Genomic DNA, 17,372 nt, shown 5'->3' on the forward strand with positions numbered 1-17,372 from the left:
ATGGACATGAAGGTACTGGTTGTAGGCAGCGGAGGCCGAGAGCACTCCCTGGTCTGGAAGATCACCCAGAGCGCAAAGGTAGACGAGGTGTTCTGTGCACCGGGCAATGCGGGCATCGCCGACCTGGCGACCTGCGTTGACATCGCAGCAGACGACATTTCCGGGCTCCTGTCCTTTGCCCAGGATAACGAAATCGACTTCACCGTGGTCGGCCCCGAAGCCCCCCTTGCCGAAGGCATCGTGGACATCTTTGAGAAAAAAGGCCTGAAGGTGTTCGGCGCCTCCAAAAAAGCGGCCCAGCTCGAAGCAAGCAAGGCCTTCTCCAAGAAGATCATGAACCGCTACGGGGTCCCCACAGCCACCGGGCGCAGCTTCACCTCCTACGAACCCGCCGCCAAATACATGGCCGAGTTCAATGGCAACGTGGTGGTCAAGGCCGACGGCCTGGCCGCAGGCAAAGGCGTCATCGTCTGCTCCACACCCAAAGAGGCCGAGGCTGCCCTCAAAGAGATCATGAAAGACAAGGCCTTCGGCGATGCCGGTGCCCGCGTGGTCATCGAAGAGCGCCTGGAAGGGGAAGAGGTCTCGTTCCTCGCCTTCACCGACGGAAAAACCGTCCTGCCCCTGCCCACCTCCCAGGACCACAAGCGCGCCTTTGACGGCGATCAGGGCCTCAACACAGGCGGCATGGGTGCTTACTCTCCGGCCCCTATCATCGACAAATTCATGCACGACAAGATCATGAAAGAGGTCATGATCCCCACCGTTGAAGGCATGGCCAAGGAGGGGATTCCCTTTAAAGGCGTGCTCTACGCAGGCCTCATGATCGACCGGGATCGCATCAAGGTGCTGGAGTTCAACGCCCGGTTCGGCGACCCCGAATGCCAGCCCCTGATGATGCGAGTACAAAACGACATCATCGACCTCATGGAAGCCACCACCGACGGCACCCTGGACCAGCACACCATCGACATCGACGAACGCGCCGCGGTCTGCGTGGTCATGGCCTCCGGAGGCTACCCCGGATCCTACCGCAAGGGCAACGTCATCAAGGGCCTCGAAGACGCCGCGTCTGCCAGAGACCTGGAGGTGTTCCACGCAGGCACCGCCCTTCGCGGCAACAAGGTGGTCTCCGCCGGCGGCCGCGTCCTGGGTGTCACCGCCCTGGGAAGCGACATCAAGCGCGCCATCAACAAGGCCTACAAAGCCGTGGATAAAATCTCCTGGACCAAGGCCTTCCACCGCACCGACATCGGCGGACGCGCCCTGGCCCACCTCTCCGCCACTGCCAGGGTTGGCATCATCATGGGCAGCGACTCCGACTACGAGACCATGAAAGGCGCCACCGAGATCCTCCGGAAATTCGGCGTGCCCTACGAATTCATGGTGGCCTCGGCCCACCGCACCCCCTTTGTGGCCGCAGAATTCGCCATCAAGGCCCGTGAAAACGGTCTGGAGGTGATCATCGCTGCCGCCGGCCACGCGGCCCACCTGGCAGGCGTTATGGCCGCCCACACCACCCTTCCCGTCATTGGGGTGCCCGTGGACTCCTCGGCCCTGAACGGCATGGACGCCCTGCTCTCCACCGTACAGATGCCCCCCGGAGTCCCCGTGGCCACCGTGGCCATCGGCAAGCCCGGCGCCAAAAACGCCGGTATCCTCGCCGTGCAGATCCTCTCCATCGGCGACCCGGTCATGGCGGATCTCATGGCCGAATTCAAAAAAGACCTGGCCGCCGAAGTGGAAGCCAAGTCCGAAAGACTGAAGCAGAAGCTCAAATTCGGATAAACCGACAAAAAAAGCCCCCGGCAACTCTGCCGGGGACCAAACGTCTGATACACCGATGTCACAAGCCATTGCGGCACCACCTATGGTGCCGCAATGGCCTGCGCATGAGACCTCGACTGTTCAGTCACATGCGATAAGCCCCACAAGCAAAAACCCTGAGCGTTGCAAACACAGGGGCCTCGGGCCATGCGCGCCTCACCCTTTCATCAAACCATTTGGAACACCAATTCATGGGCACCCGACTTCCTGTTCACACAAATTCCCCAAGCCCCGAAACCCTGGGCAGAGTGGCTGACATTCTCACCACGGGCGGCTGCGTGGTCATCCCCACCTTCTGCCTCTACGGGCTGGCAGCCAGTGCCTTTGACGAAGCCGCCGTAAAAAGGGTCTTCGCCATCAAAGAGCGCCCCCTGACCAACCCCATCCTCCTGCTCATCAAGGACCGACAGGCTGTGGATGCCCTGGTCACCGAGATCCCTCCGGCAGCAGAAGCCCTCATGGCCCGCCTCTGGCCCGGCAAGCTGACCCTCGTCTTCAACGCCCACCCGTCCATACCCGATGTCATCACGGCAGGGACCGGAAAAGTGGGCTTACGGGTCCCTTCACACCCCGTGGCCCGCGCCGTGGCAGGAGCCGTCCCCTTCCCCATCACCGGCACCAGCGCCAATATCTCCTGCGAAGGCGGAGTCTCCGACCCGGACAAACTCGATCCGCGCATTGTCCGGGGCGCCGACCTCGTCCTGGATGCGGGCCCCCTGCACGGCGGCTCCGGCTCCACGGTGGTGGATGTTACCTGCTCTCCCGTCCGGATTCTTCGCGAAGGATCAACCCCGGCAGCCACCATTCACGCTATTCTGAACGACCTGCCCTCATTTTGATTGACAAGCCGCTTATTATTTCATAAATAGGCTCTCGTGTGCCGGAGTGGTGAAATTGGTAAACGCAGCGGATTCAAAATCCGCCGGGGGTGACCCCTTGACGGTTCGATTCCGTCCTCCGGTACCATCAAATTGATATCATTGAGAATAGTCTCAAAACTCCTGTTGAGGTACTAATCCGGGGTACGAATTGCCCGGACCTGCCACACAATAGGAGTTTTTTTGTGCCCACCGCCAGCTACCTCCTTCAGAAGCCATCCGGCTACTACTTCCGCTATCAGCTTCCGTCCGACATCAAGCCCATTGTCAACCAGTCTGAACTACGGTATTCCCTCCGTACTCGCTCTATTGGTCTGGCACGTTCCAAGGCCCGACTACTTGCGGGGACCCTTCAAAGCACCATCAGAAATATACGAGGCGGGCATATGGCAGAACTGACGGACACCCAGATCGCAGACATCATCAGGAATCACATCAAGCAGACTCTTGAGGCCGACGAACACCAGCGCATTATGATGGCCCCCGCCGATTATGACGAGGGGTATCACCGAGACCACACAAAAACCTTGGGGATGGTCCAAGAGATCACCAAAGGACATCTTGCCGTCAATGACCGGACATGGGTTGAAAAGTCGGTGGATGGTCTGTTGAATGACTCGGGAGTCACCATTGACAAATCAAGCATGGAGTACCGCAAGCTATGCCGGGAGTACCTCAAGGCCGATACCCACATATGGGAGGTCATCCAAAAGCGCCACCAGGGCGACTACAGCGACGATCCAACGACCATCCCCACCCCACCTCTCACAGTTCCCACCCCTCCTGAAGACACCGCCCCGGGCATGCTACTGTCCGAACTCGCTCTGCTCTACTATGAGGAGGGCAAACGGGAGGATAGCTGGACTGATAAGACTCTGGATGAGGTCAGCTCAGATATCGCACTGAACATCCGCATTATCGGTGACATCCCCATCAACACCTTTGATCACAGCGTGGCGAACCGCCTGAAAGATGCCCTGCTGAAGCTCCCCCCGAACATCAACAAAAAACCGAAGCTAAAAGCCCTGCCCATCAAAGAGATATTAGCGATGGAGCACCCCGAAGCCCGCAGCACTAGGACGGTTAACAAGGGAATTCAGCGCATGGGGATGGTCCTGAAGTATGGTGTCCGTCATGGATATGTTGAAAAGAACTATATGGAGGGCCTGAGCCTGAAACCAAAAGGGAGAAAGAAGGACAAGCGGGAGGTCTTCAACACTGCCGACCTTCAAGCGATCTTTGGGTCAGCCAAATACCGGAATGACACCTTCAGAAACGCCTTTAACTTCTGGATGCCACCCCTTGCCCTGTACACCGGTGCCCGTATCACAGAGCTTGCCCAACTTCACCTTGAGGACGTCAAGCAGGTTGATGGCATATGGTGCATTGACATTAATGACGACCCCGACGACAAGCGCCTCAAGACCCAAGCAGCAAAACGTCTGGTCCCCCTGCACCCGTTCCTGATTGACGATCTGGGGATAATTCAGCGGGTGGAGACCATGAAGGCACAGGGCCACCACCGATTGTTCCCGGACATCAACCGTTCCCGTGACGGTTACGGTCAGACGGTAAGCAAGTGGTTCGGATATTACCGGAAGACAATCGGCATAACTGGACGCGACAAGGTATTCCACAGCTTTAGACACACTGTCATCTCAAAGCTCGCCCACAACAGCGTCGATGAGCACATTATCAAGGCCATAGCGGGACACGCCGAGAATACTGTGACCTATAGCGTGTATGTTAAGGACTACCCCGTGAAACGCATGTATGAGGCCATTGTGGAGTCGCTCCGGTATGACGTGGACTTGGACCACCTGAAGGCCAGCAAGTACGCCGGGACCGTTCCCTCCAAGGGTTGATTTGTGGAGGATCTGACGACCGTCCCTGCCTTATGGCCTCCTCTGAATGGTCGTGGGAGTGGTCAGGAAGGGAGAACCGGTGGCGCTGTCATCAGGGGATATAGGGGTATGGGGACCCAATGAAGGGGATATGAGGGTGTATACCTGAGATCCTACGAGGGTTAGGGTCAGGATGAGGCTACCTAATGTATGACATTCTCCTACCATGGAGGGAACCTAATAGCCCCATATTATCAGGTAGGTAGGTGGCCCCAAAACGCCCCAATATCGACGATCGTAGTTACCGATAGGGCTCTAACTACGGCCACTCTGGGGGCGCTCTGGTGGGATATTAACGACTGTTCCGGTGTCTCTTGACGGCCCTTTCGAGAAATCGGCTAATGTCGTCCTCCAAGTCCTCCACGGAATGGCGGATGGTCCGGGGCAGGGAGCCACCTATGTCGACCTTCAGGGTTACCCCCGGTGATGTCTCCAGCTCCAAGCCTTTGATACGGATGGTCGTCATACTCATGCGGCCACCTCCGGCGAGTTCTTGGGCATGGGCAGGTTGTCAACCGTACGGAACACCAGCTCAAGGACAGCCCGGGACGTCCCCGGCAGAGACGCCAGGGGAACCCATGCTTCATGTCCATCTCGTTCGATCAGGATCATAGAGCCTACGATGTCAATGGTGGTGGAACCGGTGGAAAGAGTAGTGCTGGTGGTCATGGTGAATCTCCTGTGTTATACTAACGTGAAAACTAACGCCCAATTTGTCACACACAGCTCCACAATCTGTCAAGGATTTTGTTAGAACTAACGTTAGCATGAGGATGTAATGACCACACTTGAAGACCGCCGAGAGGCAGACCGTAAGAGGCAGGAAAAATGGCGTCAAAAGCAATCACAAAGCGGGAAACGGGCCATTAGCGCAACGATTAGCACCGAAGCATGGGAGATCCTCCAGGCCATCAAAGAGCGTACAGGAACTACCAACAGCGAGGCCATCGAGCGGGTATTGCTGCATTACCATCAGGAGCACGGGGAGAGTCACTGACCAATGATGGGCCTCCCGGATTTGTCACGAGCGGGTACCAGGGCGGCACTGATCCAGATGTGCTTACCTTTGAGGTGCTCCTCAGTGCGCTTACGTTCGGCTTTCTGACGGGCATGGTACTGGTCGATGGTTTCTTGGTGTCGGCGTGCAAGGTTTGACATAGGTGGTCTCCTGTATGTTATAGGTCCTCAATTTACGGAGGATTCAGTTATGGAAAGTGGGTGGTTCCTGGTTGGGAATATTGTGGGTTTGGTAACTGGGGTTGTGGGCTTAGGGTTGTGGCGCGGGATGAAGTGGGCTGGTCCGTTCGCACTGTTCTGGATTTGCGCTTACCCGATTGTTGTGCCCTGGTTGTGCAGTGCCTGACCAAAAGTCTTAGCTAAAGGACCTACAATTTTGATGAGGTCTCGATCGTTGGTGGCCTCGAAGGTCTGGCACATTCGCTTGTCGATCTGCTCGGACGCGATGGCTTCGATAGCGTTGATGACAGCCAGTTCCGCAAGGGTCAGCCCGTCACGGGTCTCCTTAACGTTCCGGGTCTTACGAAGCTCCGCTGTGTCCATGCCGGTGACAAACTGGTTGATCATGTTACTTGCTGTCTTCATGCCGTTGCGGGTGGCACCCATGGTCCGTGCGGTGGAGTCAAACTGACGACGACACAGACGGCCCTTCATACGGGCTTCGATCTTTTCAGGGGACCACCCCCTGCTCCGGTACTTGGCTTCCAGCTTGTCGTAGTAGTGGTCAACAGCCTTTTCGGGATCAGCTTCGAACTCAAACCGTTCCTTGATCCATTCGTTGCACTGGATGTGGAACTCAGGGCTGAGGTACTTGGCGTAGGCCAGGGCGATCTGCCAGTGGGCGTAGGTTCCTTGGGCTTTACCCCGACCTTTGATGGACGTTATGATGTGTTCCTCACACACATCAAGTTTATTACATAAGGATTTCAGGAAGTTCTTGGTGTCTTTATGTCTAAGCCACTGGGCCGGGGCTTGACTCATCCTCCCATCCACAGCCTTGTGCATCTGCGTCAGGTTGATCAGGTTGTCATCAGTGAATACGATCTGGGTGTCGTTATAGGTGCCAAGAATGTCGTTCATATTGTTCTCCTTCGGGACCGGAGGTACAGGAGGCAGGTAGCAACAGAGTTGCAGTGACCCCCGGTCCTTCCGGTTCTATCGTTCCTGGAGCCACTCCTCAGGTATGAACTTGTCGGCCCACTTGAAGCCGTTCCGTTCTGCCCATTGAGCGCAGGATTGTTTTGCATTGGGGTTAATCTTGAGAGCTGGGTTCAATCCGGACGTCAGCCGTGGGGTGTGACTTATGAGGGAGTCACAGTATATCCCCTGTCGACACGTAACGACACGGCACCACCACGGGTCACCTCATTCACCAGGGCGTCACAGCGTTCATTCAAGGGATGACCGGCATGTCCCTTGACCCACTGGAAGGACACCCGACGATCCTCCGTCAGCTCCAATAGACGTTCCCAGAGGTCCCGGTTCAATGCTGGCTTGCCGTCGTTTTTCTTCCATCCCTTTTGTTTCCATCCGATGGCCCACCCCCGATTCACCGCATTGACCACGTACTTTGAGTCGGTAACGATGACAATCGGCCGATCCACGGCACCCACCTGTTCAAGACCCCGGATACAACCCAAGAGTTCCATGCGGTTGTTGGTGGTATGCTGGTATCCGTCCTTCAGTTCTGTACGGTCGTCACCGTCCACAATGACCACCCCATAGGCCCCGACACCTGGGTTCCCGATGGCCCCACCGTCGGAGTGGATCAAGACGGCATTATCGGGAACCATCATTGTGGGCTGCTGACGTTTCCCACTGGGGCTGCTGGTACGTTGGGTGGGACTTTGGGTAGGGTTCTTGATCCATGCCTCGGCCTCCACCCGGGTCTTGAACTTCCTGTGATGGTTGCCGATGAAGCCTTTGACCTGTTCCTCAGCTTCGGGCCATGTGGTGTAGACTCCGGGGACCCTTCCTTTTGCCACTGCATAGTACTGTTGTTTCACCATTATGTTCCTTTCAAGGACCGTCCACTGAAGGCGGCCCCTTGTGTTTTGATTGATGGTTATGAGACCTCCTGACTCCTGAATGAATCTCCTTCTGTTGGGACATTCTATGGATACTATCAGGGTAGAGGAGGTCTCTATGATTGTGCCGTAGGCATCCGTAGCAGCACAGTAAGCGAAGCTTTCACGCTGTAAGGACACCCAGCTTAGGGACACCATAAGGACCCGTTCCGTCAGGATGTATGTAAGGATCTTGATAGAGGGTCCCTGCGCCTTCGTCCCCCGCAAGCGGGAGTCTCATGCTTGGAGCCTACACCTTCGGCTACGGCGGTATGAGCTGAGGGAATGGACATTATGTACCCCCATAGCCCCCTTAGGATGTCTTTACGTTGTACCCCTTTTCTATTAAGGGACGGCCGTACAACACCCTGCTTTTACACTCTATATCAACTCAAAGTACACCACTCAGGTGTACCACCCCACAGAACCCTACCGCTCCGTCACACCCATGAAGGCTGTCAGAAGGCCCCGCATCCGTCGTGACGGCAAGTACAGGTCCACCGGCATGTCTTCCCGTAGCGCCGACCGCATGATCCACTGGATCAATTCCGAGAGGGCGTAACGGTCTTCATCCACCGTACCCGCACCACGGGCCTTCAAGTATCGTTGAACCGGAGTATTGACGTACCGATTGATGCAATACGCCAGGATCGTGCGGTCCCGATACTGATTGGTTGCCCGGACGTTGCAGACCTCAAAGGCACCCGCATAGCCCTTACCCTTGAGACTGTCCGTCTGATCTTTAAAGGTTGTCCAAAGGATTGTGTCGGCGGTTGCCTTGTGCTTCTTACGAAAGTAATTCGAGAGGTTGCGCCGGAGTTGCGCCTTGAGTGGGCCGTTGCGCTTGTTGTGGTACCAGCTCAGGGAGAGGGACGTCCTGCCATGCCCCACGGCGTTCAACTTGGTGCCGTTGTCCACGTGGATGGTCAGGAGGTCCCCCAGACGTCGCCGAAAGTCCTCGTCGTAGCCGTCGTAGAGGTCCACAAGCTCATACTTGGTGGGATCACTGTGGGGAGCGTCGGGGGTCCTACACCGGACCGTCCGATATTGATACCCGACGTCGTGCAAGTCGAAGTATGCCTTTTGGATCTGTCCGTCAAACATGTAAGTCAGGATGTGGGTACTCTTGAAAGCTCCGAAGATCTCACGGGGGAGTTCCCAGACAAGTATTTTGCCGTCGATGTAGACCAGCCTGTTGTCCCTTGCCAAGCCGACTATCTCAGCGTATTTGCCGTCATAATCAAGGGGGACGTCCTGCTTGACTGATACCCGGTGTGTTTCGGGATCCGCATCAAGATGAAGCCTGAATAGGTCAGAGAGATCGCCCTTGGTGATGGGAACTTGGTGGACCACATCCATAACCTCGTCAAGGATTAGGTGGTAGTCGGACTTGGTAAGCAGGTCCAACGTCTCGGCGTCCATGAGGCTGAACAGCGCGTGGGTTGATGCAATGTTGTGACCGTCCATGATGAGAGCCTTCAGGGAATCGCTCTTGTTGAATCTGCCGGGCTTCGCTGTGGGCTCCTTGAAGGATAGGGAGGGACATGCCTTGGTAATACGCTTCACTTCCTCAAGGTAGGGCGTGATGAAAAGGTAATTGTGTTCAGGGGTCTGATTCATTCGGTTGATACACCACGTAGTCTTACCGGCTCCGCACGGTGCATCGACAATATTGATTATGGGAAATGCTCCTTAATGGGTTTGGGATGGCTTCATGTTCAACCACTGCCACTCCTTTAACTGTTCAATTTGTTGGTCCAGCTTGTCGTAGGCAGTAAGGCCACATTGGCCCATCATTGTGATCTGCTTATAGATTTCCTCCAGTTGTTCTGTCTTGAAGTGGGCCAGCTCCTTTCCGTGGAGACCAAACTCCCCGTCCTTCGCATTGTGAATACGGTACGCCAGCCCCCTGAGTGTGACGATGGTGTCATAGATGCCGTCCAGCTTGACCCACCGCTGATCATTCATGACCAAGTTGTAGTTCTCAAAGTCCATAGCCTTCAGGAGACCGTCTGCTGTGGTCCAAGAACGGACAGCCTTCTTGTGCCTCTTCATGAACGCATCCATGCTACGGCTGCTTGACTTCGGGCTTCGGATCATGAAGGCCCTTACTACCGGGAGATCCTCCATACGCCACTCAGGGGGTACCTCCTCTTTCGGTCGCAGAAAGTGGTCAAGACCCATAGTGGCATATCGTCCCATCCCTGCCGTCCAGCTCTGCACCAAGTTGTCGATCATGATGGGGCTGACGGTTCCCTCCCCGTGATCGTATCCGAGCGCCTCCGCTCCCCGCGCAATCACGCTACTGATCTTACGTGCCGTTGCCGATGTGTAGGTAGTCCTTTGAAACTCAGGGAGAACGTCCTCCATGTAGTGCGGAACAAGGTTGTTGCCTGTGAAGAAGCTGTGGTTGGTCAGTGATTCAATATAGGGTTCAGCAATGGTCGGGCTAATGCTCAAACCGAACTTCTCCATAATGCTGTTACGGAAGCCGTCCCACGCATGAGGATCTTCGCGGCGCATCGCATCAAGTCCGCGCTCAAAGCTTGACCCGAAGATGATACCGACCTCATGGGGCTTTGGTATTCGCACCAAGTAATCCCCAATTGGCAAGACCCAATATAGGTCACGCTCCCACTGGGGCACCTCTTTGACACGCTCATCGTCACCAAACAAGGTGTTAATCACAATGCTCGGCAAGGTGACCACACCAAACACCCGCAGGGCTGTACCTTGGGGGTCCCGTTTGAAGGCGTGGTGTAACTTTGCCATGCTCTGGATTCCAGCATTGTGGAAGGCCACGAGGTCGTTGATGTACCGTCCCCATGATCCGGCCTTCCCAAAGTCCAAACTGATGTCCCGCGATTGGTACGCCCTTTCGGTAAGGCTCGCACCCTTCCGTCCAGCCTGAATGAATTCACCCACTCGCGTGGCTGACTCAGCGGTCCCACCAATCTTCTGGTAGATCGTCCAGAGCTTCTTCATGTCCACAGTGTTGTGGAGAGTCCGTTCACTGAGGGACCTATAGACGTCCCCCTGAAGGTGGCCCAAGTGTTCGGAACTGAGGTTCCCCATAGCGCCGCCGGAACGGAGCCACTCCTTGTAAGTATTGGTGGTCTTCATGGCGTGGTAAGCACCCTCAGCAAAGCTCCGAATGTGCCGGTTACCGTTTTCACTGAAAGCAAATGCACTGCTGATGTCACGGACCACGTTTGCTGCCATAAAGTCAGGACTTGATGTCGCACCACCTCGAAGGAGTGTTGCCGGAGCCTTCAGAATCTTATGCAGGAACCGACCGCCCGGACTCTTGGGACTCCACTCCCGTCCGGTCAAGTTGTTCATTGCACGGGCGATACCTTCGGGGACCTCATAGGCGTAACGCTTACCGTCGCGGTATCCATAGATGACTGAGGATTCCTTACCGTGGGTGGCCTCCATGAGATCCACGGCGGTCACCTCAGAGCGTTTGATGCCCATCCGGTTGGCGACTTCAGACACCGCATCGTGGTCCTTTCCCAACTTGAGACGCTTGATGGTCGCCCCCTTAATGTCGGTGTCAGCCAGCATGTTCACCACCCGGTTATGCTCGATTGCACGGAAGGTACTCTGGAGGTCAACAGCCCACTGCTGAAGAACGTTGGTGAGTGGACGTCCAGAACCCTCGATGGTCTTGAGGGGTTTACCTTCAGCATCGAACTTAGGTCCCAGCTTCACCATGTCATCCATAAGACGCTTGAAGGGTACGTACTCCTGGTTGGCGTTCTTGATGCGGTTCCACTCGCTTTTACTCAGGAACCCCGCCTCATGCTGCATCTTGAGGACGCTACTGTTCAGGGCCCGGAAGTCGGCGGCGTCATGCTTGTACAAAGCGTCACCACGCTTGATGACCTCCTTTAGGTCGTATTGTCGGAAGCCCGTGACCTCGTTGGCGTTCTTGGCGTCGAGTTTCCCCTGCATCTCGGATTGAAGCTTACCCATCCGCTTACTGAGCTTGGAGTATTCGGCCTTGTTGCCGACGTTCTCGGCCATTCTGCGGCGTAGGTCTCGCACCTCTTGACGGAGCTTCCTGCGGGACTTGTGGGCACGCTTCTCCAGTTCGACCGCACGACGGCTTACCAAGTACTCGGCGAAGCCTTGGAGGCTCTTACCAGCTTCAGGGTTGTGGGCGTTTCTTAAGATCTGGAGCATACCCTTGGTACCATCGGTGTCACCGGTCTTCAGGTCCCACCCCCCGTGCTCCATAATGTGTTCCACTTTGCCCATCCATCCACGGGCAACACGGGCTTGCTTGTAGGGGTTGCGTTTGGCATCGAGTTCGGCGGCAGCTCCCTTCCCCTCCACCTCATCGACGAACCGCCGTATGGGTCCCAGGTCATCCACAAACTTGTCCTCGGCCCACTGCTTGACCCCTTTGACGTCCTCCTTCAGGTCACGGGTAGGTCGCTCCCCGGTGTCGATCTTTTCGCGGGGACCTCCCATCAAAGCATCGGGGACCCCCTCATGGGCACTGACAAGCTGGGCACGGAGGGTCTCATCTTCACGGGCCATCTTCATGACTGCATTGGGGTGGAGGCCGGTCTCCTCATAGATGTGCATCAGCTTGGCTTCCATGTGGCTCTTCTGTCGGAGCCGGGCGTCGGCCATCTGGTTACGGAGGGGAGCACCAGCGGCATGTGTGGCGTGACCCGCAGCAAGACTGATTGCGCTCATCCTAAAGTCTTCCATGGTGGGCAGACCCCCGTTCATCACGATACTGTGGGCTGTGGTCCCAGCGACAAGCTCCGTGGGGATCTGAGCCAGCCGACCAGCCGTTGCCCCCCATACGCCTTTTACCGCTGTACCCATCTTCTCCCCGGCTTTACCTCCGGCCATGCTCACTGCTCCAGCCTTGGTGCCTTCCCACAGGGATCTCTGAAGGCGTTCCCCCAGTTCCATCTGGCTGACCTCAGGCTCCAGGGTGTACTCGTCTATAAGCCACTGACGGAGAGTCGCAGGGGCAGCACCCGCACCACCAAGAGCCGCCAGGGGGTTCATCGTGAATATACCAGGGGCAGCACCAGCAACGGACACAGGGGCGTCCAGGGACCCCGCTACGATCTCCTTAATAAACTGCTGACGGAGGGTGAGCTTCTCATTGGTGGGCACCGGGGCCTTCTTCTGTGCGTACATCCCAACGATACTCTCATCGTAGCCCATCTCAGCGGCCCTCTCCCAGTCGCGCATTTCGGCCTGGACCACCCTGGCTAATGCCGTGTCCTCCCACATCGCTCCCATCTGTTCCTGGTCTTCACGTCGGGCCTGGGCCTTCAGTGAGCGGGTCTTGTAGGATTTCTTGTTGGTGGTGAACCTGGAGCGGGGACCCTTCAAACTGACGAATGCCCGTTCCTTGGCTTCCGGGGTGATCATCTCTACGCCAGCCTCATCAGCCACCGCCAGGATAGGGTCATTAGTTTCATGCGTAATGGTCGTACCTGCAAGAGCTGCGTCGGCTACAGCCAGGATAGGGTCATAGGGTTCGGGTTGTGTTGGAAGTGCTTCAGTTACATTATCCATGTGTCATCCTTGTTTTTGGTAAACGTTAGGGCGTTCATTCTCCTGCTATGTAGGGATAGGGGGTCACTACGGAATTTAGCGACCGGAGGTGAGACGTCCATACTGCTACAATGGAGTGTTCCAGAGTGGCTACGGAGTTTAGCGACCGCTGGTGGGGATGGGCATGGGCGAGGGGAGGATGACTGGTTGTCCTTATATTCGTTCCAGTTCGTCGGCAAGATCGATAGGAACCAGGTGGGTGTATATCATCGTGGTACTAATGTCTTCGTGCCCAAGGAGGGCTTGAACCTTTGCCACTGGGACCCCATCCTCAAGGAGTCGGGTGGCGACCGTGTGTCGGATTGCATGGACCACAAAATGCTTATCCGTGATCCCCAAATGGCGGCGACCCTTTTTCCACACCTTGCCCACATAGTCGTTGGAAAGCGGGAAGGCGCGACTATCAGGGGCCGGAGAAAGGTCTCTCAGAAGAGTATGGACGGTGGGGGTCATTGGTAGTGTCCGAATGGATTTACCCTTGGCAATATCCGCACTGATCATGATCGTACGTCGGGTCAGGTTGATGTGGCGACCATACGTGATCGCACAGGCTTCACCCAGGCGCATTCCGGTTTTCCTAAGGACCATCAGGAGATCCCCGACAAGTCGCCGTTTCTGTGTGGCCTCTTCGTTGACCAGTGGGGCTCCAGTCATCTTGTCGGTGAGGACGACGGTCTCCCCGCCCCGTTGGCCGTACTTGAGGACCGGGATTTGCGTAAAGTCGATCATGGCCGCCAGCTCTTCGTCAGTGACAAGTCTATCCCGCCGGTATTGTTTCTCACTGACCATCTCCCAGTCTGGTAGCTTGGTGAGGTTGCCCTGTTTGTGTTGGTCCAAGATGATCGTGCGGAGGGCCGTTACGTAGCGGTTGACGGTTGCATCCGCTCTGTGATGCTTCTTTGTGGCTGTCCCGATGTTCTGACTAAGGAGGATGTTACGGAGTCGACGGACGGTGGTTGTGGTGATGGTGTTGCAGGGAGGGTCCCCCAGTGCATCAATGATGACTCTCAGCTTTATCAAGGAGTCCTCACCGTGGGCCAAGCCCTTCCACTTCAGGTCGTAGTATTCTTGGGTGGCCTCCGACAGACGGATGGGATGGACGGTTGAGACTGTCGTGGGAGGGGAGTCAATCTCAATGTCAATTTCCTGTCGGACCCTATCCATGACTACTTTGGCACGCTCAAGGTCCCGTTCCCCAGTGGTACGAGAGATGCGCTTACCTCGGTGTCGGAACTGCATTTTGATGGCCCCTGTAGGCTCCCCCTTGTCGTTGTGCCACTGGACTAAACTGTCGGATAGTCGTCTATATTGTCCCATGCATACCTCTGCAGATCAGCAGAATAAGCCTGCTGTATCAGTAGTTTATATACAATGGCACCCCAAGCAATGCAAGGGGGTGGGATGATCAGGGAGATCTTAGGAGTGCCCACAGTGTCTGCCCCTTCCCGGTGCTCTCCTTCCGAAACAAACAGATACTCTGACCCACGGTCGCTGACCATCTCGACCACTCCGGCACTGCCCCCATCCGTTCTGCTTAGTGACTGTCAAAAAGGTATACCTTCCTAACACCCTTCAAACCCGTGTCATAAAGGTCTGTATTTGAGTTGTTGACAGCCATTCCAAGAAGGTCTAAGACAATGATTACACATTTTCTAACAGCCACCGGAAGGAGCATCGCACATGAGAGTCTACGCCTACACCAGAGTTTCAACCCTCGACCAATCCACCGACATGCAGCATGCAGCCATCAAGGCAAAGTATCCCGACGCCATCTTTTGGGAAGAGAAGACCAGTGGCACCACAAGGAAAGGCCGTGTGCAGCTTGAGGGCGCTTTGAAGTCGATACAGGAGGGTGACAAGCTGGTGGTCTGGAAACTCGACCGCTTGGCTCGTGACCTGAATGACCTAACCAACATCGTCAAGGAGTTGGAAACCAAGGGCGCTGCACTGGAGATCCTCGACCAAGCCATCGACACCTCAACAGCAGCCGGTAAAGCCTTCCTTCAGATGCTTGGGGTCTTTGCTGAGTTTGAAACGAACCTACGGAAGGAGCGGCAGCTTGAAGGCATCAAGAACGCCAAGGAAGCCGGGAAGCATCTTGGACGCAAGCCAAGCCTCACGGATGAACAGAAGCAGGCCATCAAGGGTGAGAGAGAAGCACTCAACCCCACGCAGCTTGCCAAGAAGTACGGAGTCTCACGGGCCACCATTTATAATGTTCTGAACGGGTGAGGGCAACACGCCAACACCACAGGTAGTCCCGTGAGTCTGTGGTGTTGGGCCTGCTCCGGTCACAGAGGGAGACGTCCCAGGGGCGACGATGATCCTTTATTAAGGAGAGATCGGAGGGTGGGGGCCACCCCTTGGCCGGGATACGGGGGGAGAAGACTTGTCGGCTCTCATAATGATGCCCCTTTAGAGTTTTGTGGTGAAAAAATCAGGTGTTACAGGTTGACTTTCACATTGAATCCATGTGTGTATTGACTTGTCCACGAGTTGTTCAACGAACGGATACTCATCATAATAACCGCCACTTAAAGGCATTTGACACATGAGAAAGAGCATACCGACTGAATATAGAGAGATTGTCTTTGACTCAAAGTCAGAAGCTGTCTTTGCAAGAACGTTGGACCTATCAGGAGCTGAGTGGAAATACCATCCCCCAGAACACGGCAATCATAGGTGGGACTTTTTGGTGGCATCATCGACCCGCCCAGACAAACCGACTCTTATTGAGTACAAACCAGCCATGCCGACAAACACATATGTCGATAATTTGGTCATGAAGATGTCTGTTGATCCAAGGGAGTCAATCGTTGTGTGGGGTAACCCTTGGGAGGGAATTGATAAAAGCATAGATGGCCCCCAGGAGTGTTGCTATCGGGTTTACCCTATCTATTGTTCACATGGTAAATACGGATGGGGGGACTTTATTCGTCTTGGTGATAACGGTGGAGACTGGCCTACCTCAACTCGTCATCAAACATGGGCAGTATTGGGTATCACTGAAGAGATGGTTCAGGAAGCTATGCGATACAGATTCGATTTGGCTTAAAAAGATTGCTCAACACAGGCCTTGACGGAGGGTCCGTAACCGGGGTACTAACTGGTTCATCAGCGGGAGCTCAACCGCCGGACCCCTTGGGAACCGGGCATCTTGACTCGATTCCGTCCTCCGGTACCATTCAATAAGAAAATACTTCGAAAGCCTTATGCGAAAGCGTAAGGCTTTTTTTGTTTGTTGGGATTTCAACATGAGCCTTCCATTGTGCTAAAATTGTGCCCTAACAGTAAAAAACATGCCTCCGGCGGCAAGGTGTGCCACCTTGAAAGCAAGTAGCGAATGTGCTTCCCCCTCGTTCCTCGGGGAAAATCACATTCGCCTTTGATTTTGATTGACTTGAAGAGTTACACATCGTCAACCATGGCTTGCAGCAGCAACCTTGCAACCAAACCCAATCAAAACACATCCAACCACTTTCTCGATCACGCTCTTGGAGTTTTGGAACCGTTGCAACAAGATAGGGTGGCTTAAAAAGACCGCCACGCCGGTGAACCACGCCACATGAGACAAAGAGATGATCAGCCCGTAAACAAGTTGCATCCATATCGGGGTATCAGGATTAACGACCTGTGTAAAAATACTCAGGAAAAAAATGGTGGTCTTGGGGTTCAGGGCATTTGTAACAAAACCGATTTTAAAGGCGGCCCCGTTAGACAATGCATTTCCGGCAGATGGCTCATCTATGTCTATCAGTTCTTTTGATGTAAACGTCTTCCAACCCATGTAGATTAAATAGGCTGCGCCAACGTACTTGAGGATGGAAAACAACACAATGGATCGTGAAATGATGAGGGCCAATCCGGCAATGGAATACGTCACATGAATCCAAATAGCACTCCCGACCCCAAGAGCCGAGAAAATACCCGCGGAACGACTGTGAAACATACTGTTTCTTGTAACCATGACGAAATCTGCGCCAGGGCTTATGGCCATGAACATGGCAACAACACTGACAGAAATAAGTTCGGATAAATATGGCAACGTTTCAATACATGCCATGTTCATAGTGCCTCCTCCTGTATAC

15 protein-coding genes, 1 tRNA gene and 1 pseudogene are annotated in these 17,372 nt (G+C 55.1%); 8 read left to right on the forward strand and 9 right to left on the reverse strand.

Annotated elements, in window-relative coordinates; all coding sequences use genetic code 11:
• Positions 1-6 precede the first annotated feature (6 nt).
• The 5 genes and pseudogenes from purD to BLQ12_RS00365 all read left to right on the forward strand — a co-directional run bounded on the left by purD (position 7) and on the right by BLQ12_RS00365 (position 4,570).
• The gene (purD, locus tag BLQ12_RS00350; protein WP_092208111.1) at positions 7-1,788 is read left to right on the forward strand and encodes a phosphoribosylamine--glycine ligase; all 1,782 of its coding nucleotides are present in this window, start codon (positions 7-9) and stop codon (positions 1,786-1,788) included.
• A gap of 230 nt (positions 1,789-2,018) precedes the next feature.
• On the forward strand, positions 2,019-2,666 hold the full coding sequence (locus BLQ12_RS00355; RefSeq protein ID WP_092207136.1) for an L-threonylcarbamoyladenylate synthase: 648 nt from the start codon (positions 2,019-2,021) through the stop codon (positions 2,664-2,666).
• Positions 2,667-2,706: 40 nt separating this feature from the next.
• A tRNA-Leu gene (locus tag BLQ12_RS00360) sits at positions 2,707-2,793 on the forward strand.
• A gap of 97 nt (positions 2,794-2,890) precedes the next feature.
• Positions 2,891-3,070, forward strand: a pseudogene (locus BLQ12_RS28265) (DUF6538 domain-containing protein); the annotation flags it as partial.
• A 21-nt stretch (positions 3,071-3,091) separates the two neighbouring features.
• Positions 3,092-4,570, forward strand: a complete 1,479-nt coding sequence (locus tag BLQ12_RS00365) for a site-specific integrase (RefSeq protein ID WP_139163785.1) — start codon at positions 3,092-3,094, stop codon at positions 4,568-4,570.
• A 331-nt stretch (positions 4,571-4,901) separates the two neighbouring features.
• Here the strand turns inward: BLQ12_RS00365 and BLQ12_RS00370 are convergent, their stop codons facing one another.
• Both BLQ12_RS00370 and BLQ12_RS00375 read right to left on the reverse strand, forming a co-directional pair.
• A complete protein-coding gene (locus BLQ12_RS00370; RefSeq protein WP_092207140.1) occupies positions 4,902-5,081 on the reverse strand; it encodes a hypothetical protein in 180 nt (59 codons plus the stop codon).
• Positions 5,078-5,278, reverse strand: a complete 201-nt coding sequence (locus BLQ12_RS00375; RefSeq protein WP_092207142.1) for a hypothetical protein — start codon at positions 5,276-5,278, stop codon at positions 5,078-5,080. The genes BLQ12_RS00370 and BLQ12_RS00375 overlap by 4 nt, the downstream gene beginning before the upstream one ends.
• Positions 5,279-5,387: 109 nt before the next feature.
• On the opposite strand from BLQ12_RS00375, the gene BLQ12_RS00380 reads away from it, so the two are divergent.
• Entirely contained in the window at positions 5,388-5,606 is a 219-nt protein-coding gene (locus BLQ12_RS00380; protein WP_092207144.1) for a hypothetical protein, read from the forward strand.
• A 329-nt stretch (positions 5,607-5,935) separates the two neighbouring features.
• Here the strand turns inward: BLQ12_RS00380 and BLQ12_RS00385 are convergent, their stop codons facing one another.
• The 6 genes from BLQ12_RS00385 to BLQ12_RS00405 all read right to left on the reverse strand — a co-directional run bounded on the left by BLQ12_RS00385 (position 5,936) and on the right by BLQ12_RS00405 (position 14,448).
• Entirely contained in the window at positions 5,936-6,706 is a 771-nt protein-coding gene (locus BLQ12_RS00385) for a KilA-N domain-containing protein (RefSeq protein WP_092207146.1), read from the reverse strand.
• A 75-nt stretch (positions 6,707-6,781) separates the two neighbouring features.
• Complete coding sequence (locus BLQ12_RS28270) at positions 6,782-6,901, reverse strand: PDDEXK family nuclease (protein WP_175469395.1); 120 nt, start codon at positions 6,899-6,901, stop codon at positions 6,782-6,784.
• A 26-nt stretch (positions 6,902-6,927) separates the two neighbouring features.
• Positions 6,928-7,635, reverse strand: coding sequence for a ribonuclease H family protein (locus BLQ12_RS00390; protein WP_092208113.1), 708 nt, complete (start codon positions 7,633-7,635; stop codon positions 6,928-6,930).
• 486 nt (positions 7,636-8,121) lie between these two features.
• Positions 8,122-9,312 (reverse strand): YonV C-terminus-related protein, encoded by a 1,191-nt coding sequence (locus BLQ12_RS00395; RefSeq protein WP_092207148.1) that lies wholly within the window; start codon positions 9,310-9,312, stop codon positions 8,122-8,124.
• 72 nt (positions 9,313-9,384) lie between these two features.
• Positions 9,385-13,245 carry an LPD38 domain-containing protein gene (locus BLQ12_RS00400; RefSeq protein WP_092207150.1) on the reverse strand — a complete coding sequence of 1,287 codons (3,861 nt, stop codon included), beginning with the start codon at positions 13,243-13,245 and terminating at the stop codon, positions 9,385-9,387.
• 192 nt (positions 13,246-13,437) lie between these two features.
• Positions 13,438-14,448, reverse strand: coding sequence for a tyrosine-type recombinase/integrase (locus BLQ12_RS00405; protein WP_175469396.1), 1,011 nt, complete (start codon positions 14,446-14,448; stop codon positions 13,438-13,440).
• Positions 14,449-14,964: 516 nt separating this feature from the next.
• On the opposite strand from BLQ12_RS00405, the gene BLQ12_RS00410 reads away from it, so the two are divergent.
• Positions 14,965-15,516: a recombinase family protein gene (locus tag BLQ12_RS00410; RefSeq protein ID WP_092207154.1), complete on the forward strand. Its 552-nt coding sequence runs from the start codon at positions 14,965-14,967 to the stop codon at positions 15,514-15,516.
• A gap of 319 nt (positions 15,517-15,835) precedes the next feature.
• Entirely contained in the window at positions 15,836-16,339 is a 504-nt protein-coding gene (locus BLQ12_RS26800) for a hypothetical protein (protein WP_139163786.1), read from the forward strand.
• A 363-nt stretch (positions 16,340-16,702) separates the two neighbouring features.
• Here the strand turns inward: BLQ12_RS26800 and BLQ12_RS00415 are convergent, their stop codons facing one another.
• Positions 16,703-17,353 (reverse strand): LysE family translocator, encoded by a 651-nt coding sequence (locus BLQ12_RS00415; protein ID WP_092207156.1) that lies wholly within the window; start codon positions 17,351-17,353, stop codon positions 16,703-16,705.
• Between the last annotated feature and the right edge of the window lie 19 nt (positions 17,354-17,372).

This window comes from Desulfoluna spongiiphila (assembly GCF_900101345.1).
Lineage (GTDB): Bacteria > Desulfobacterota > Desulfobacteria > Desulfobacterales > Desulfolunaceae > Desulfoluna > Desulfoluna spongiiphila.

Excerpts from the sequence above, each read along its gene's own strand:
- BLQ12_RS00355 (WP_092207136.1), top strand. The coding sequence starts at position 2,019 with ATGGGCACCCGACTTCCTGTTCACACAAATTCCCCAAGCCCCGAAACC.
- BLQ12_RS26800 (WP_139163786.1), top strand. The coding sequence starts at position 15,836 with ATGAGAAAGAGCATACCGACTGAATATAGAGAGATTGTCTTTGACTCA.
- BLQ12_RS00410 (WP_092207154.1), top strand. The coding sequence starts at position 14,965 with ATGAGAGTCTACGCCTACACCAGAGTTTCAACCCTCGACCAATCCACC.
- purD (WP_092208111.1), top strand. The coding sequence starts at position 7 with ATGAAGGTACTGGTTGTAGGCAGCGGAGGCCGAGAGCACTCCCTGGTC.
- BLQ12_RS00405 (WP_175469396.1), bottom strand. The coding sequence starts at position 14,448 with ATGGATAGGGTCCGACAGGAAATTGACATTGAGATTGACTCCCCTCCC.
- BLQ12_RS00375 (WP_092207142.1), bottom strand. The coding sequence starts at position 5,278 with ATGACCACCAGCACTACTCTTTCCACCGGTTCCACCACCATTGACATC.
- BLQ12_RS00395 (WP_092207148.1), bottom strand. The coding sequence starts at position 9,312 with ATGAATCAGACCCCTGAACACAATTACCTTTTCATCACGCCCTACCTT.
- BLQ12_RS00415 (WP_092207156.1), bottom strand. The coding sequence starts at position 17,353 with ATGAACATGGCATGTATTGAAACGTTGCCATATTTATCCGAACTTATT.
- BLQ12_RS00365 (WP_139163785.1), top strand. The coding sequence starts at position 3,092 with ATGGCAGAACTGACGGACACCCAGATCGCAGACATCATCAGGAATCAC.
- BLQ12_RS00380 (WP_092207144.1), top strand. The coding sequence starts at position 5,388 with ATGACCACACTTGAAGACCGCCGAGAGGCAGACCGTAAGAGGCAGGAA.
- BLQ12_RS00385 (WP_092207146.1), bottom strand. The coding sequence starts at position 6,706 with ATGAACGACATTCTTGGCACCTATAACGACACCCAGATCGTATTCACT.
- BLQ12_RS00390 (WP_092208113.1), bottom strand. The coding sequence starts at position 7,635 with ATGGTGAAACAACAGTACTATGCAGTGGCAAAAGGAAGGGTCCCCGGA.
- BLQ12_RS00370 (WP_092207140.1), bottom strand. The coding sequence starts at position 5,081 with ATGAGTATGACGACCATCCGTATCAAAGGCTTGGAGCTGGAGACATCA.
- BLQ12_RS00400 (WP_092207150.1), bottom strand. The coding sequence starts at position 13,245 with ATGGATAATGTAACTGAAGCACTTCCAACACAACCCGAACCCTATGAC.